This window comes from Burkholderia lata, from assembly GCF_902499335.1.
In the GTDB taxonomy this organism is placed as follows: domain Bacteria; phylum Pseudomonadota; class Gammaproteobacteria; order Burkholderiales; family Burkholderiaceae; genus Burkholderia; species Burkholderia lata_B.
This window is the reverse complement of sequence record NZ_CABVQK010000006.1, coordinates 357,024-373,562: the sequence shown is the minus strand read 5'-3', so window position 1 is coordinate 373,562 and position 16,539 is coordinate 357,024. Positions and strand designations below refer to the sequence as shown.

The 16,539-nt window shown below is 65.0% G+C and carries 9 protein-coding genes and 2 pseudogenes; 9 read left to right on the top strand and 2 right to left on the bottom strand.

Annotated features, from left to right (window positions below; translation table 11 throughout):
• The first annotated feature begins 48 nt into the window (after positions 1–48).
• From BCO18175_RS17405 to BCO18175_RS17365, 9 genes and pseudogenes are all read left to right on the top strand, one after another.
• The gene (locus BCO18175_RS17405; RefSeq protein ID WP_011355189.1) at positions 49–540 is read left to right on the top strand and encodes an Hcp family type VI secretion system effector; all 492 of its coding nucleotides are present in this window, start codon (positions 49–51) and stop codon (positions 538–540) included.
• Between the two features lie 16 nt (positions 541–556).
• The gene (tssE, locus tag BCO18175_RS17400) at positions 557–1,105 is read left to right on the top strand and encodes a type VI secretion system baseplate subunit TssE (protein WP_174982758.1); all 549 of its coding nucleotides are present in this window, start codon (positions 557–559) and stop codon (positions 1,103–1,105) included.
• A gap of 4 nt (positions 1,106–1,109) precedes the next feature.
• Positions 1,110–2,981, top strand: coding sequence for a type VI secretion system baseplate subunit TssF (tssF, locus tag BCO18175_RS17395; RefSeq protein WP_174982756.1), 1,872 nt, complete (start codon positions 1,110–1,112; stop codon positions 2,979–2,981).
• An 8-nt stretch (positions 2,982–2,989) separates the two neighbouring features.
• Entirely contained in the window at positions 2,990–4,081 is a 1,092-nt protein-coding gene (gene tssG, locus BCO18175_RS17390; RefSeq protein ID WP_254608116.1) for a type VI secretion system baseplate subunit TssG, read from the top strand.
• A gap of 12 nt (positions 4,082–4,093) precedes the next feature.
• Positions 4,094–6,757, top strand: coding sequence for a type VI secretion system ATPase TssH (tssH, locus tag BCO18175_RS17385; RefSeq protein ID WP_174982752.1), 2,664 nt, complete (start codon positions 4,094–4,096; stop codon positions 6,755–6,757).
• On the top strand, positions 6,754–8,958 hold the full coding sequence (gene tssI / locus BCO18175_RS17380; protein ID WP_174982750.1) for a type VI secretion system Vgr family protein: 2,205 nt from the start codon (positions 6,754–6,756) through the stop codon (positions 8,956–8,958). Before tssH ends, tssI begins: the two co-directional genes overlap by 4 nt.
• Positions 8,959–8,973: 15 nt before the next feature.
• Positions 8,974–10,239 (top strand): hypothetical protein, encoded by a 1,266-nt coding sequence (locus BCO18175_RS17375; RefSeq protein ID WP_174982748.1) that lies wholly within the window; start codon positions 8,974–8,976, stop codon positions 10,237–10,239.
• Between the two features lie 14 nt (positions 10,240–10,253).
• Positions 10,254–15,068, top strand: coding sequence for an RHS repeat-associated core domain-containing protein (locus tag BCO18175_RS17370; RefSeq protein ID WP_174982744.1), 4,815 nt, complete (start codon positions 10,254–10,256; stop codon positions 15,066–15,068).
• Positions 15,069–15,076: 8 nt separating this feature from the next.
• Positions 15,077–15,241: pseudogene (locus BCO18175_RS17365) on the top strand (transposase domain-containing protein); the annotation flags it as partial.
• A gap of 35 nt (positions 15,242–15,276) precedes the next feature.
• Here the strand turns inward: BCO18175_RS17365 and BCO18175_RS17360 are convergent.
• Positions 15,277–15,465 carry a hypothetical protein gene (locus BCO18175_RS17360; protein WP_254608115.1) on the bottom strand — a complete coding sequence of 63 codons (189 nt, stop codon included), beginning with the start codon at positions 15,463–15,465 and terminating at the stop codon, positions 15,277–15,279.
• A 148-nt stretch (positions 15,466–15,613) separates the two neighbouring features.
• A pseudogene (locus tag BCO18175_RS17355) lies at positions 15,614–16,184 on the bottom strand (ISNCY family transposase); the annotation flags it as partial.
• Positions 16,185–16,539 lie beyond the last annotated feature (355 nt).

The following is a 16,539-nucleotide window of genomic DNA, read 5'->3' as shown; positions in this document are numbered from 1 at the left end:
CATTCAACGCGGCATTCATCCTGACATCGCACTGAAACGGAGACGGCAATGGGCGTGGCAATGTTTATGAAGGTGGACGGCGTGACCGGCGAATCGGCGGACGCCCAGCACAAGGGCTGGACCGACATCCAGTCGTTCACGTGGGGCGCGAGCCAGCCGGGCGCGATGGCGAGCGGCAGCGGCGGCAACGCGGGCAAGGCGAGCTTCAACGATCTCGTCGTCGCCGCGTACATGGACAAGGGCGCGCCCGCGATCATCAAGAACTGTGCGAACGGCAAGCACCTTTCGACGGTCGAGATATCCGCCTGCAAGACGGGCGGCACGCAGGTCGAGTTCATGCGCGTGACGCTGCAGGAAGTGCTCGTCACGTCCGCGCAGGTCGCGGGCATCGATCCGGGCGACGTCGCCGACCGCCTGATGATGCACTACGGCTTCCAGGCCGCGAAGGTGAAGAAGCAGTACTGGCAGCAGAACGACAACGGCGGCAAGGGCGCGGAGGTGACCGTCGGCTGGAACATCAAGGAAAACACCGAGATGTGACGGCGCGGAGACGACCATGGACGACCCGCGAACCCGCGACGGCCGGGAGCGTAGCCTGCGCGACCGGCTCCAGCCCGCGCTGCTCGACCGGCTCACCGACGACACGCCGCAGCGCGCGACCGAAGCGCCCGGCGCGCAGTGGATCGGCACCGAACGCCTGCGCGCGGCCGTGCTGCGCGATCTCGCGTGGCTGCTCAACACGCGCAACGCCGAGGACGGCTTCGTCGACTGGTCGGCGTTCCCGCGCGCGCAGGCGTCGGTGCTCAACTACGGGATGCGGCCGCTCGTCGGCAAGCCGATGTCGGGCGTCGAGCGGATGTCGGTCGAGGCATCGATCCGTGACGCGATCATCCGCTTCGAGCCGCGCATCGCGCCCGACAGCGTCGACGTCCGCAGCGTGATCGACGCACCCGGCGGCCGCGCCGGCGAGCGGCGCCACAACGTGCTGCTGTTCGAGATTCGCGGCACGCTGTGGTCGATCCCGCATCCGCTCGAATTCGTGCTGCGCTCCGACCTCGATCTCGAAACGGGCGCGATGTCGCTGCAATCGGTGACGGGGGCCTGACGCGATGGATACGCGCCTGCTCGACTACTACAACCGCGAACTCGCGTACCTGCGCGAGCTCGGCGGCGAATTCGCGCAGCAGTTCCCGAAGGTCGCCGCGCGGCTGCGGCTCAATGAATCGGGGCCGCCCGATCCGTACGTCGAGCGGCTGCTCGAAGGCTTCAGCTTCCTCACCGCGCGCGTGCAGCTCAAGATGGACGCCGAGTTTCCGCGCTTCACGCAGGCGCTGCTCGATGCGGTGTATCCCGGCTATATCGCGCCGCTGCCGTCGATGGCGATCGTGCGGTTCGCGCCGATGCTGAACGAAGGCAGCCTCGCGCAAGGCTGGCGGCTGCCGGCCGGCACCGCGCTGCGCGCGCGTCCAGCAGCGTCCGAGCAGACCGCATGCGAATTCCGCACCGCGCATGACCTGACGCTGTGGCCGCTCGAACTGACCGATGCGACCGTCACCGGTGCGCCGTCGTGGCTGCCGCGTGGCGCCTTCGCCGCGCGGCAGGACGTGCGCGGCGCACTACGCATCCGGCTGAAGGCGCGCGGTGGCGCCAAACTTGCCCAGTTGCCGCTCGACCGGCTGACGTTCCATCTCGCGGGCCCCGAGCGCGACGCGCTGCACCTGCTCGAACTGATCGCCGCGCATGCGCTCGGCGTCGTGTGCCACGATCCGTCGCAGCCGCCGCGCTGGCTGCATACGCTCGACGCGGACGAGATCGTCCACGAAGGCTTCGATCCCGCGCAGGCGATCCTGCCCGACGACGGCCGCAGCTTCCACGGCTACCGGCTGCTGCGCGAGTATTTCGCGTTCCCGGCGCGCTTCCTGTTCTTCAGCATCGGCGGGCTGCGTGCCGCGCTCGCGCGCGCGACCGGCGACGAATTCGAGCTGACCGTGCTGTTCGACCGCCACGACGCGGCGCTCGAAGCGGCCGTCAGCGCGAAACACCTCGCGCTCAACTGCACGCCGGCCGTGAACCTGTTCGCGCGCCGCGCCGACCGCATTCCGCTGCAACCGGGCGCGCGTGAGCACCATGTCGTCGTCGATCGCAGCCGGCCGCTCGACTACGAGGTCTATGCGGTGCAGCGGCTCGCGAGCGAGCAGCGCGACGACGGCCGGTCGCGCGAATTCCGGCCGTTTCATGCGTCGTTCGCGAGCGACGACGGTAACCATGGCGCGTACTACACGGTGCGGCGCGAACCGAGGCTCGTCTCCTCACAGGCGCGCGCGAGCGGCACGCGCACCGGCTACGTCGGCAGCGAAACCTACGTGTCGCTCGTCGACAGCCAGTGCGCGCCGTACGACGAGACGATGCGCTACCTGGCGGCCGATACGCTGTGCACGAACCGCGATCTCGTGCTGCTGCAGCCGCCCGGCGACGCGAACACGTTCACGCTGCGCGTGTCGGCCCCCGTCGAAAGCATCGTCGCGATCCGCGGCCCGTCGCGGCCGCGCCCGCCGATCGCCGACGCGCAAACCGCGTGGCGGCTGATCCGCCATCTCGGGCTCGCACGCCACACGCTGACCGATCTCGACGACGACGAAGGCGCGCATGCGCTACGCGAACTGCTCGGTCTGCACGCCGACCCGGCCGACGCCGCAATGCGCCGGCAGATCGACGGCGTGTTGCGCGTGGCGTTCTCGCCGGTATTCCGCCGGCTGCCGGCGTCCGGCCCTCTGATGTTCGGGCGCGGTGTGCAGGTCGACGTGACCGTCGACGACCATGCGTTCTCCGGTGACAGCCCGTTCCTGCTCGGCGCGGTGCTCGAACAGTTCTTCGCGCGCCACGTGTCGATCAACGCGTTTGCCGAATGCGTGCTGACCAGCGCGCAGCGCGGCACGCTCGCGCACTGGCCGGCGCGCATCGGCAGGCGGCCCGCGATATGAAGCGCGACATGACACCGGGTGCCGGGCCCGCCGCCGAAGCCGCACGCCGCGACGCGTGGTGGGCCCGCCTGCGCTCCGCGCCGCACGGTTACGACCTGTTCCAGGCGCTGCGCTGGCTCGATGCGCTGTCGCCCGGCCGCGCGCCGCTGGGCCATGCCACGCGGCCGCGCGATGAACCCGTGCGGCTCGGGCAGCAGCCGTCGCTCGCATTCGCGGCGTCGATGCTGGCCGGCGTGAGCGACGAGGCCAGCGGCATGCCGCCACGCATCGCGATCCACGGGTTCGGGCTGTTCGGCCCGAACGGGCCGCTGCCGACGCACCTGACCGAATACGCGCACGAACGCGCGGCGCAGCACGACGACCCGACGTTCGCCGCATTCGCCGACCTGTTCCATCACCGGCTGATCCTGCTGTTCTACCGCGCGTGGGCCGACGCGCAGCCGACCGTGAGCCTCGATCGCCCGGAGCGCGCACGGTTCGACGGCTATGTCGCGAGCCTGATCGGGCGGGCGGCGAATGGTGACAAGCCGGCCGCGAAAGCGGACACCGACGCCGACGCCGACACGCTCGCACCGCATGCGCGCTATTTCCATGCGGGCCATCTCGTACGGCACACGCGCAACCCGGAAGGGCTCGTGCAGATTCTGCGCCGGCATTTTGGTGTCGAGGCCCGCATCGTCGAGCACGTGCCGCAGTGGGTCGCGATCGAACCTTCGCAGCGCTGCACGATCCGCGCGACGCGGCCGACGTTGCGGGTCGGCGCCGTCGCGCTCGGTGTTGCCGTGCGCGATGCGCAATCTCGCTTCCGGATCGTGCTCGGCCCGCTGTCGCTTGACGCTTACCGCCGCTTCCTGCCGGGCGGCCCGCATGCCCGGCAGCTCGCGCAATGGGTGCGCGAATACGTCGGCATCGAGTTCGACTGGGACGTGCAGCTCGAACTGGCGGCCGACGCGGTGCCTGCGATCGCGCTCGGCGCGCGGCAGGGCGTCGGCCGGACCACATGGCTCGGGCAGCGGCTCCAGCCGGGCCCCGCACGTGACCTCGTCGTCCGCTACGACGTGCGGAGCGGCGGCGCCCCCCTTCATCGCGAAACCACCTAAACGGGAATCGCCATGTCCGATATCGGTCGCGCCAACCTGTTCGGAAAACTGAATCCGTTTCTCTACGAGTCGCTCGAGCAGGCAACCGGCTTCTGCCGGCTGCGCGGCAATCCGTACGTCGAGCTCGCGCACTGGTTCAAGCAGATGCTGCAGCGGCCCGACGGCGACCTGCAGCGCGTGCTGCGCCACTTCGGGATCGATGACGCCGCGCTCGACCGCGGGCTGGTTGCCGCGCTCGACAAGCTGCCGCGTGGCGCGGGCTCGGTGTCGGATCTGTCCGTGCATATCGACGACGCCGTCGAGCGCGCATGGGTGTACGCGACGCTGAAGTACGACGCGACGCGCATTCGCGGCGCGGTGCTGCTGCTCGCGATCCTGAAAACGCCGCAGTTGCGCAACGTGCTGGTGGCGATCACGCGCGAATTCGAGCGCGTCGTGCCGGACGTGCTCGCCGACGCGCTCGAATCGATCGTCGAAGGCTCGCCGGAGGCGCCACCGGCCGGGCAGACGGTGCCGGGCGGCGATATGGCGATGCGCGGCGCGACCGCCGCCGCCACCGACGGTTCTGCACTTGCGCGTTTCGCCGTCGACCTGACTGCCCGCGCGCGGGCCGGCGAGATCGATCCAGTGATCGGGCGCGATCCGGAGATTCGCCAGATCGTCGACATCCTGCTGCGGCGCCGGCAGAACAACCCGCTGCTGGTCGGCGAGGCAGGCGTCGGCAAGACGGCCGTCGCGGAAGGCTTCGCGCTGCGGATCGCCTCCGGCGACGTGCCGCCGTCGCTGCGCGACGTAGCGCTGTATCTGCTCGACATCGGGCTGCTGCAGGCCGGCGCGAGCGTGAAGGGCGAGTTCGAGAGCCGGTTGCGCGGCGTGATCGACGAGGCGATGTCGTCCGAGCGGCCCGCGATCCTGTTCATCGATGAAGTCCACACGCTCGTCGGCGCGGGCGGGGCCGCCGGCACCGGCGACGCCGCGAACCTGCTGAAGCCCGCGCTCGCCCGTGGCCTGCTGCGCACGATCGGTGCGACCACCTGGTCCGAGTACAAGCAGTACATCGAGAAGGACCCGGCGCTCACGCGGCGTTTCCAGCTCGTGCACGTGCACGAACCGGAAGAAGCGGCCGCGCTGACGATGCTGCGAGGCCTCGCCGGAAAGCTCGAGGCCCACCACCGCGTGCTCGTGCTCGACGACGCGCTGCAAGCAGCCGTCACGCTGTCGCACCGTTACATTCCGGCGCGCCAGCTGCCGGACAAGGCGATCAGCCTGCTCGATACGGCCTGTGCGCGTGTCGCCGTCAGCCAGCACGCGGTGCCCGCGCCGATCGAGGATGCGCGCCGCCAGATCGACAGCCTGCGCGTCGAACAGGAGCGGATCGGACGCGAATGCGCGCTCGGCACCGGCGATATCGCGCGGCGCGACGCGATCGATCACGACATTGCCGCCGCCCGAGCCGAACTCGACCGGCTCGACACGCGCTGGCAGACCGAACGCGACGCATTGACCGCGATCGTCGACGCCCGCGCATTGCTGCTCGACGACGATCCGTCGCATGCGCTCGACGCCGACGCGCGCACCGCGGCACAAACCCGTCTGTCGGCCGCGCAGCAGGCGCTGGCCGACTTGCAGGGCGACGCGCCGCTCGTGCTGCCCGCCGTCGACACGCACGCGGTGGCCGCCGTCGTGGCCGACTGGACCGGCATTCCGCTCGGCCGCATGGTGCGCGACGAAACGCAGGCCGTGCTGAAGCTCGCCGATACGCTCGGCGAACGCGTCGTCGGCCAGAAGCACGCGGTCGAACTGATCGCCGAGCGCATCCAGACCGCGCGCGCCAGGCTGGACGATCCGAAGAAACCGCATGGCGTGTTCCTGCTGTGCGGGCCGTCCGGCGTCGGCAAGACCGAGACCGCGCTCGCGCTGGCCGACACGCTGTACGGCGGCGAACACAACGCGATCACCATCAACATGAGCGAGTTCCAGGAAGCACATACCGTATCGACGCTGAAGGGCGCGCCGCCCGGCTACGTGGGCTACGGGCAGGGCGGAGTGCTCACCGAAGCCGTGCGCCGCCGCCCGTACAGCGTCGTGCTGCTCGACGAGATCGAGAAGGCACACCGCGATGTGCACGAGATTTTCTTCCAGGTATTCGACAAGGGCTGGATGGAGGACGGCGAAGGGCGCGACATCGATTTCCGGCATACGGTGATCCTGCTGACCTCGAACGTCGGCGCCGATCGCGTGATGCAGCTGTGCCGCGATCCCGAGCGCCTGCCCGACGTGCAGACGCTCGCCGATGCGCTTCGCGCGCCGCTGCTCGACGTGTTTCCCGCCGCGCTGCTCGGCCGGTTGACCGTCGTGCCGTACTACCCGCTCACCGACGCGACACTCGCGCGGATCGTCGCATTGCAGTTGCGGCGGATCGAGCAGCGGATCGACGCGCATCACGGCATCCGGCTGCGCTGCACCGACGCGGCGACCGCGCTGGTCGTCGAGCGTTGCCGGACGATCGAATCCGGCGGCCGGATGGTCGACGCGATCCTCACGCACACCGTGATGCCGCGCATCGGCCGCGCGATCCTGCAGGCCACGCTCGAGGGCCGCACACTGTCGTCGATCGAGCTGAGCGCAGACGACGGCGAATTCGCATACCGGTTCGACGAGGAGGAAACGACTTGAATCGCGTATTCACACTCGACAGCCCGCACGGCGACGACCTCAAGTTTCATACGCTCGACGGCAGCGACGAACTCGGCCGCCTGTTCGAATTCCGGATCGAGGCGCTTGCCGACAGTCACAGCCTGTCGCTGAAGGACATGCTCGGCAAGCCCGTGACGGTCAGGATCGAACAGCAGGACCTGTCGCCCCGCTACCTGAACGGGATCGTTGCGCGCGCATCGCTCGCCGGGCGACGCGCCGAGCGGTACTACGGCTACGAGCTGATCGTGCGCCCGTGGCTGTGGCTCGCGACGCGCCGCTCCGATTGCCGGATCTTCCAGAACAAGACGGTGCCCGAGATCGTGCAGGAGGTGCTGTCGACGTACGGCTTTCCGATCGAGAACCACCTCGCCGAATCGTATGTGCCACGCGACTATTGCGTGCAGTACAACGAGACCGATGCCGCGTTCGTGTCGCGGCTGATGGAGTTCGAGGGGATCTACTTCTGGTTCCGGCACGCGGAGGATACGCATACGCTGATGCTCGGCGACGCGATGTCGTCGCACACCGTGCTGCCCGGCTACGAGACGATTCCGTACATCGCACGCGACCGCACCGCAATCGCCGACGAGGAGCACATCGACGGCTGGCTGCCCGCGCAGGAGGTGAGCGTCGGCCGGCACCAGACCACCGACTACGACTATACGAAGCCGCGCGCCGATCTTTCGTCGCAGAAGGTCGATCCGCGTGGGCATGATCACGACAGCTTTGCTTCGTTCGAATGGCCGGGCGGTTATCGCGACGATGCGCCCGGTGCGCATTACAGCCGTGTGCGGCTCGAGGAACAGCAGGCCGAACATGAACGGGCGAGCGCCGATACCGACGTGCGGGGTGCCTCGCCCGGTTATTTGTTCACGCTCGAACACTGCCCGCGCGCGGACCAGAACCGCGAGTACCTGATCGTGAGGTGCCAGTACCGTTTTCAGGAGAACGCGTATGCGAGCGATCCGGGCGCGGAGGCGGTCGTGCATCAGACGATGATGCTCGTGCAGCCGTCGAGCCTGCCTTACCGGTCGCCGCGCGATACGCCGCGGCCGCGTACCAACGGGCCGCAGACCGCCACTGTGGTCGGGCCGCCGGGGGAAGAAATCTGGACCGACCAGTATGGGCGCGTGAAGCTGCAGTTCCGCTGGGATCGGTATGGGCAGAGCAACCAGGATTCATCGTGCTGGGTGCGGGTGTCAAGTCCCTGGGCTGGGGGTGGATTCGGGGGTGTGCAGATTCCGCGGGTGGGCGATGAGGTGGTGGTCGATTTTCTCAATGGCGATCCGGATGAGCCGATCGTCACCGGGCGGGTTTTCAACGGCGAGAGGATGCCGCCGTGGGGGCTGCCGGGTAGTGCGACGCAGAGCGGCTTGCTGTCGCGTTCGTCACCGGGCGGGACGACCGACCATGCAAATGCGTTCCGGTTCGAAGACAAGAAGGGCGCCGAGCAGCTGTGGATGCACGCGGAAAGGAATTTCGATGCGGAGACGGAAGCCGATCACACGCTGTCGGTCGGGAACAACCATACGCATACGGTCGGGAACGACGAAACGATGCAGGTGAAGAACAACCGGCAACGGAGCGTGGGCCAGAACGAGACGGTGAATATCGGGCAGAACCGGGTTGCGCAGATTGGGATAGATGAGACGCATGGGGTGGGGGGAAATCGGACGCGGACGGTCGGGAAGAACGAAACCGTGACCATCTCCGCGAATCGTGATGCGACCATCGGTGGCGTGCATACCGAGACGGTCGCGAAAGGCAAGACCGAAACGATCGGCGAAGCCAAGACGCTGAACGTCGGACAGATGTATCAGACGACGTCGCAGGACATGAAAACGCTGGTTGCGTCCGCGCATACCGAAGAGATCGGCACGCGAACGTCGACGATCGCGAACGCGCATACGCACACGGTCGGCGGCGAACACACGGTCAACGTCGGTGCGAACCATACGACGAATGTGCAGCATCAGGTGTTCGTCAACGCCGGCGATCAGCTTTCGCTCGTCTGCGGGATGTCCAGCATCGTGATGAAGAGCGACGGCACGATCACGATCCAGGGTGTCAACGTCGCATCGACCGGCACGAATACGCACAGTGTGAACGGCAAGACGGTGACGTCGTCGGCGACCGCGGAGCACACGGTCGAAGGCGCCGTCCTGAAACTGAATCCGTGACGGAGATCCGCGCGAATGCAGAACTGGCAGCCGACTAATCCGGTGGAGCGCAGGTTCATGGACGCGCACACGGACTGGATGAGTTTCGCGAAAGAGCAGGACGCGCGCTTGATGATCTGGCAGACCGACGAGACGGATGCGGAACTCGTGCGGCTGTATTTCCAGGTTCAGGATGAAACGTCGTGCGCGGTCAGGACGATGCGGGCGTCGTTCGTCAACGAATCGGGTTATGCGACGGCGCTGACGGAAGAACTGATTGCGTTCTACAACAGCCGGCGTGAGGCGTCCCATGCGCAGGGCATACGTGCGGATTGGCAGGCGCCGTACGACGACGGCAAGAATCCCGTGCTGTATCTGTTCGCAGTGACCAACAGCCTGATGCAGCACCATCCGGATATTTTCCCGGCGATGGTGTTCGTGCTGGAACCGGTGAAAGTGCGGGATGACACGGCATGGGTGCGATGGATGGACGATTTGCTGTCGATCATTGCGGTCGCGCCGCAGCTGGCCGAGCGTGTGCGCTTTGTCGTACCTCGTATCGATATCGCGCCGTTTGCTGCGTTGATGCAACGGCATCGCGCGGCGGTGCGCGTCGTGCACGGCAAGTATTCGATGGCGAGCGTGCCGCGCGAACTGCTGGCGGAATCGGGCGAGCGCGGGCCGAGCGGTGAGTTCCGACGGCACTTCGTGATGCTGACCGAGATGATCGAAGGCGGTAATCCTTCCCGTCTGGAGGAACTGCGTGCGGCGGCGCTGAAGGTGGCTGAGCGCGAGCAGTGGTTCGATCAATGTGTCGTCGTGCATCTGATTGCAGGGGCCGCCTATCTGAAGTGGCGGGATCGGGAGCGGGCGATCGGCGCTTACCAGAGCGCCGCCAGCAGCGGCATGCGCGCGGTTGAAGCCGGGCATCCGGCTGGGCACAAGCTGGTTGCGAACGGGTTGTTCGGCGAGGCGAGCGTGCATCTGACGCACAAGGACTATGCGCACTCGGCTTATTGCTACGAGCGTGCGGCGGCGTCGACTGCGGCGGCGAAGGACGGGCTGATGACGGTCGAGGCCTGGCGGATGAGTGCCGTGTGCTGGGAACGGGCAGGGGAGCGCGAACATGCGCTGGAGGCCGGGTTCAATGCGCTCGATGCGGGGTTGATGATCGACGAGCCGATGCGGGCGAACAGCAATCTGCCGATGGTTGTCGAGTGGATGGTGTCGCAACTGGGTGCGATGGACCGACGACGCAACGCGTTGAGCGAGAAGGTCGCTGCGTTGCGTGGTGGGTGCTGAACGGGGAGGGCTGAGTGGGATTGCTCGCGGTCAAGCATCTGGATCCCGTTGTCGGTGTCGACGTTCACTCGGTATTGGTCACGCCGGGTACGCCGCCGGTGTTCCTGCCGCATCCTCACGTCGGATTCATGCTCGATCTGCGCGAGTACATCCAGGCGGCAAAGGCCGTGGTCGGCTGCATTGCCATGATGATCGTGCAGGAGAAGGTAACCGAGTACATCGAAGATCACCCTGAAGATGTGACGAAGCTGGAACACCTCGCCGATGAAGCGAGCCAGCAGGTCAATGAACTGATCGGTGGCGGCAAACTACCAGATCTCATGGACGACCCCACTGTCGTCGAGGGAATGAAACTGGCGAAAGAGGCCAACAAGCTCAAGAACCGCATCAGCGACGATCTTGGCTCGAACGTCGGGTCAGGTGGCAGCAGCGGCAGGCCGATTTTTGTGAACGGGATGATGCGGGCCACGGCGGGGACGCATGCGTATCACGTTCCGGGGTTGCATTTCCCGCTCGGGGAATCGTTTGCGCCGCCGCCCGAGGAAGTTGAACCGTCGAACGACGGGGAATCGTTCATGGGCAGCAAGACGGTGCTCGCCAACAACGATCCGATGTCGTACATGGCGCTGGAGGCGTTGAGTTGCTGGTCGGTCGGCATGGAGCCGCCTCCGCATAACAGCGCGCATACGGATCGAACCTATCCGTCTATGCCGAGTTCGGTAATGTTGCCGATTCCGGCGGGAAGGCCTGTTTTTGTGGGCGGGCCGCCGATCGTGAACATGGCCGCCCTTGCGGTGGGGCTGTTCAAGGCGTTTCGTGGTTCCGATTGGGCGAAAAATCTTGCGGACAAGCTGCACCTAAAGCCCGGATTTCTGCGCTGCAATGTCCTGGGAGCCGATCCGGTGGACATGATCACCGGCGAAGTGGTGGTACAGCAGCACGATTTCACGGTGTCGGGGCGCTTGCCGCTCGTCTGGGCCCGGTATTACGCCAGCCACGACACTTATGCCGGCGCAATTGGCGTGGGTTGGCAGACGCCCGCCGACGTCCGACTCGAACTGATGAGGAACGACGACGGGATCGGCGTATCTGCACATTTCCCGGACCACGCGACGGCTTTCGACGCGATGCCTCCGGAGAGCGGTTGGACGGGCCGTGTGTATGACTGGCAGCATGGGCACGCGCTGTACCGGCGCGACGATCGGCTCGTGCTGCGCACACGCGCCGACATTGAGTACGAGTTCAGGTTGCTGGCACAGTGGCAGCGCACCGTCGACGTTTTTCCGGAAGATGCCACGCTGCCATTACTTGTCGATCGCATGGCCGACCTCAACGGTAACGCATGGGCGTTCGAGCGCCAGCTCGATCAACGCCTCAAGCGTCTGGTCGAATGGAAGGGCGATGTCACGACAGGGCGCGTGATCGAATGCACGAGCGGCAGCGACATTCCTTCGGACCTGCTTGCCGCATTGACGCTGATCGACACCCACGGTCGAGCGCATCCGCTCGTCGGCTATGAACATGACCAAGCGCGGAACCTGACCGCTGCCGTCGATGCGATGATGCGACCTCACCAATTTGACTATGCTGACGCTCACCGGATGATACGCCACACCAGTGCCCGAGGGGTGTCGTTCTACTACAGCTACCAGCGGCACGATGATGGCACTTGGCGCGTCGACCGTGCGTGGGGCGACAACGGTCTTGCCGATTATCGCGTTGTCTACGACCTTGAGCATCACGAAACACGCATCACCAATTCCCTGGGGCACACAACGCTCCTGCAATTCAACAAACGTGGCATGCCGGTCGCCCAGATCGATCCGCTTGGCGGTGCAACGACTTACCGGTACGACGCGCAGGGGCGCACGAGCGCGGAAACGGATCCCATCGGCTGTACCACCACTTGGGAATACGACACCTATGGCAATCTACTCATGCAGAGCATGCCAGGTGGTGGCGCACTGCGCGCGCAGTACAACACCGACCACAAGCCGGTGTGCGTGACAGAACCCGCAGGCGGGCAACGGCACTATGCGTGGGACGAACGGGGCAACCTGCTCTCGCAGACGACGCCATTGCAGGACAGCGATCATTACGTGTACGACGAGAACGGCCAGATCATCGCGCATACGGGGCCACGCGGCGCGGTTACCAGGTTCGAGTACGATCACGATGGCCATCTGGCGGTGCTGACCGATGCGCTTGGCCATCGCACGCAGTACATGCACGATGCGCTCGGAAACCTGAGTCAGGTCATTAATGCGCTCGGTCAGGTAAGCCGTTACGAATATGACCGCAGCAGCAATCTGATTCGTGCTATCGAGCCGGGCGGGCGCGAGGTCCACTGTACCTACGATGCCGAAGGCAATCTGGTGCGCTACCGGGATCCGGCCGGCAACTTGACACAAATGGCGTATTCGGCACTAGGGCAGGTCAGCAAAAGGCAGACGCCGGACGGAAACGTCGTCGAATACCGCTACGACACCGAGGAACAACTGGTCGGTGTTGTCAACGAGCGCGGCGAGCTCTACCAGCTCAAGCGCGACGGCTTGGGCCGGATTGTGGAAGAGGTTGATTACCAGGGCCAACCTCGCCGCTACGAGTACGGCCCGCTGGGTGAACTGCACCGCAGTATCGATCCACTGGGACAGGCAATTGTTTATCAGGCTGACACGCTCGGGCGCATCGTGCAGATGCAGGTGCCGGACCCTCGGCAAGCCGACGGCATCCGCACCGAAACGTTCTCATACGATCGCAGTGGCCAATTGATCGTCGCGGCAAATCCGGACAGCCGGGTCGAATTGAGCTACGACGCCGCCGGTCGTCTCATTGAAGAACGGCAAGGCGACGACTTCGTGATCGCCTGGCGGTATGACGCGACTGGTCGGTGTATCGAACGCCGCACGCAGCTCACGACGGGCGGCGCAACGGTCGCCCACACCGTGCGCTACAACTACGACACGCTCGGCGCGATCGTTTCGATCCAGATTGACGATGCCGTGCCAATCAGGCTCGAACGCGACGTGCTCGGGCGGGTTTGCGTCGAACACTTGGGCGAGGCATTGCGACGCGAGCTCGCGTATACGCCGGATGGACAATTGTCCCGGCAAACGGTGGCGGGTGGTACGGGACAGTTGTTTGCCACGGAATACGCCTACGACGCCAACGGCGACATGACCGAGAAGCGCGATTCCCGACTCGGCATCGAGCGCTTTGACTACGACCCGGTGGGCAAGCTGACGGGCCACCTCGACCCGACCGGTAAGCTGCACCGTTTCCTGTACGACCCGGCGGGCGATTTGTTGGAGATGCGGGTTCGTCAAGGCAATCGGACCGGCGTGTTCGGCCAACAGCCCGAAACCGACACGTGGATGCGTTTGGGCGAGCACGATGGCCGCCACTACACGTTCGACCGTACGGGCAACGTGTTGCGTAAGTTGGACGCTGAACAGGATCTGCTGATACGCTGGGACGGTGACGGGCTGCTGATCGAAACGCTGACGGTGCGCCCGGCGGCCGGACCGACAACCAGCACCTTGCGCATCCATACCCGCTACGCGTATGACGTGTTCCACCGGCGCACCCGAAAGATCACGCAGATCCAGCGCGAGTCTGGCGCGGGGACCGGCTCAGCCTCCGGTTGGACCACCGGGTCGCACACCTGCTGTTTTTTCTGGGAAGGTGATGCGTTGGTGGGGGAATTCACGCACGGCGATGAGAGCGTCGTCAGGCTATTGGCGGACGCGACTGCCGACCTGCATCCAGTTCGCGAGAATGGACTCGTTGGCATGTCGTCAGGGCCGCCGGATGAATACGTCGAGGCGCGCGAGTGGGTCTTCTATCCAGGAACGTTTCGTCCATTGGCGTCGATGCGATGCGTGTATCGGCAAAGCGATCGGCCTATAGCTGACGGAGAAGAGCAGCAAGCGGCAACGCCGTTGCCGGTTCTGGCGCCTGCTTTCGCGACGCAGTATGTTTTCCATCTCGATCCCAACGGCGCGCCGGTGCGACTTACCGACCTTTCTGGTGCGATCGTGTGGGAGGGCCGTTATGGGGCGTGGGGTAATGTCAGTCCCGTCGGGATGAAGGCTGCTTTCGATCAACCGCTGCGGTTTCAAGGGCAGTATTACGACGCTGAATCGGGCCTGCACTATAACCGCTACCGTTACTACGATTCCACCATCGGCCAGTTTCTGAGCCCCGATCCGATCCGGCTGCTGGGTGGCGTGGACCTCTACGCGTATGCGCCGAACGGATTGGGCTGGTCCGATCCGTTGGGGCTCTCAGGAATTCCGATCGAGCCGAATCCCCATTACTTCGGTCACTACGATCCGACGGTCGAGCAGAACGTGCGGGCCGAGGTGAAAAAGTACTTGGCGAAACACCCTGAGCTCAAAAACGGCGGCAAGAATCTCGCTGCCGTCCTGCTGCACGACGGCAGTTACTACGTTTTACATGGCGGAGACTCGGAGGGCCATCCTGACCGACGGCTGCTAGAGGAATATGGGGACAAGGTGAGGTTTCTGTGGACAGAATACTGGCCGTGCACCTGGAAAGACTGGGAGCGGGCGGCGGCTCAGGCGGCGGCGAAAAAGAGGAAGAATAAGAACGCGAAGACGAGGAGTATGGCGCCCGTAGTGCCCTGCCGCACCCACATCGAGAATCTGGAATGGCAAGATGACGAGCACAAGGGACTCAAGGAGGTATGGTGGTTCACTCGTCTCGGAGAGGCGGGCAACGCGGCCATGATAAAAGCTTATCGTCGCAATCCGAAGATGTGGGACTCGGTATCGCTTAAGCAATACCGTTATCCTTGGAAAGATTAGCGCAGACCAACGGGCAACGTGCCGCCGCGATCATGAGCTTGATCCGTTCGGCGCAGCTTAACGGGCATGATCCGGACGTCTACCTGAAAGATGTGCTTACGCGATTGCCTACTCATCGCGCCGACGACATCTCGCAACTACTTTCGCATCGTTGGGTGCCCGCCCTTGGTTAAGGGGCGGTGCCGACAACCCACACGCGGGCAAGAAACTATCGGCGCACCTCAACGACCTTAAGGCCGAGGGAGTCTGCCAGCGCTGTTGCCTCCTCCGGTGTCTCACAGCAATCAACCCAGAAGGCGGTACCGGCAACGGCGATTGCGTAGGGCGGGACATCGCTGCCGCATTCGTTCTGCTTGTAGATCACCACATCGGCACCAGCCTCGAGGAAGTCGGTCATCTCAGGACGACACTTCGGAAAAACCTTGGCAACGTGGTTAGCTTGGCCAACTGTAAGACGTATGGGGAAATCACTCACTGGAAACTGACGACGCGAGAAACGAACTTGGTGATGCCGATACGCTATCACATCGCATCCGCTTGGCAAGCTAAGACGGTGCCACGATCACGCCGTCAACATCAGCTTGCGTGAACTCGCGCTGCTTCTTCGTGCCGTCCAGACGTTCAGGCTTCCGAACTTCGAGGCCCTGATTCGTGCGTGACGGCGAACCGGAAGCGCGTCGGTTATCGCGCTGCGCCTGAAGCGCCTGCGCAACCTGCAGCACGTGGCTCAGGCGTTTGTGTTCGACGACGGCACCTTGATCAATCTCGGCCAACCGGTCGTACTACCGACATGGCAGCACGCAGCCGTCGGCGCGTATCTCAATCCGTCCGGTTACTCCCAGACGTCGATGTAACGGTGAATCAGCTTCCGGTTCGCCAGCGTTTCGTCCAGCAGATACATCACCCGGTCGTACTGCACCGTCAGCGACTTCGTGACCCGGCGCGTCTCGCGCCAGGTCATCAGCCGAGCCAGATCCTCCTCGTCCCGCAACGATCGGTGCGCATCGAAGTCGCTCCTCGGTGGCTTTGCGAAGCGTGCGTCCGTGCGTCGTAGGAAGCGATGAAGGAGGGCGGTGCCGCGGAACACGCTCGCCTTGTCGCTGTAGAACGCCACCGGCTTCAGTATCAACGCTAGCCGTGTTCAGTAACGTTGCTAGCACGTTGCACGTGTTCTTTAATACGGCTAGCGCATGTGTCGCGTGGATGAGCAGGAGGCCGTATGGCTTCGATCGAAGAGCGGGCCGCTCGAGCGGCGAAGGTTGCGTCCGTGCTTCGACCGCTGGGCAACGGCGTGCTTTCCCGCAAGCAGGCCGAACGAGCAGCACTGCTATTCGGCGTTCACTGCACAACCGTAGATCGCCTGCGCCGTCGTTTTCTCGCAAATCCGGTCGCCAGTGCACTACAGCCAAGGCAGCCGGATAGGGCGATCGGGAGCAGACTGGACGTCGCCGTCGAATGCGTCATCGACGGG

Coding starts and splice junctions, on each gene's coding strand:
- BCO18175_RS17405 (WP_011355189.1), top strand. CDS start 49: ATGGGCGTGGCAATGTTTATGAAGGTGGACGGCGTGACCGGCGAATCG.
- tssE (WP_174982758.1), top strand. CDS start 557: ATGGACGACCCGCGAACCCGCGACGGCCGGGAGCGTAGCCTGCGCGAC.
- tssF (WP_174982756.1), top strand. CDS start 1,110: ATGGATACGCGCCTGCTCGACTACTACAACCGCGAACTCGCGTACCTG.
- tssG (WP_254608116.1), top strand. CDS start 2,990: ATGACACCGGGTGCCGGGCCCGCCGCCGAAGCCGCACGCCGCGACGCG.
- tssH (WP_174982752.1), top strand. CDS start 4,094: ATGTCCGATATCGGTCGCGCCAACCTGTTCGGAAAACTGAATCCGTTT.
- BCO18175_RS17375 (WP_174982748.1), top strand. CDS start 8,974: ATGCAGAACTGGCAGCCGACTAATCCGGTGGAGCGCAGGTTCATGGAC.
- BCO18175_RS17360 (WP_254608115.1), bottom strand. CDS start 15,465: ATGACCGACTTCCTCGAGGCTGGTGCCGATGTGGTGATCTACAAGCAG.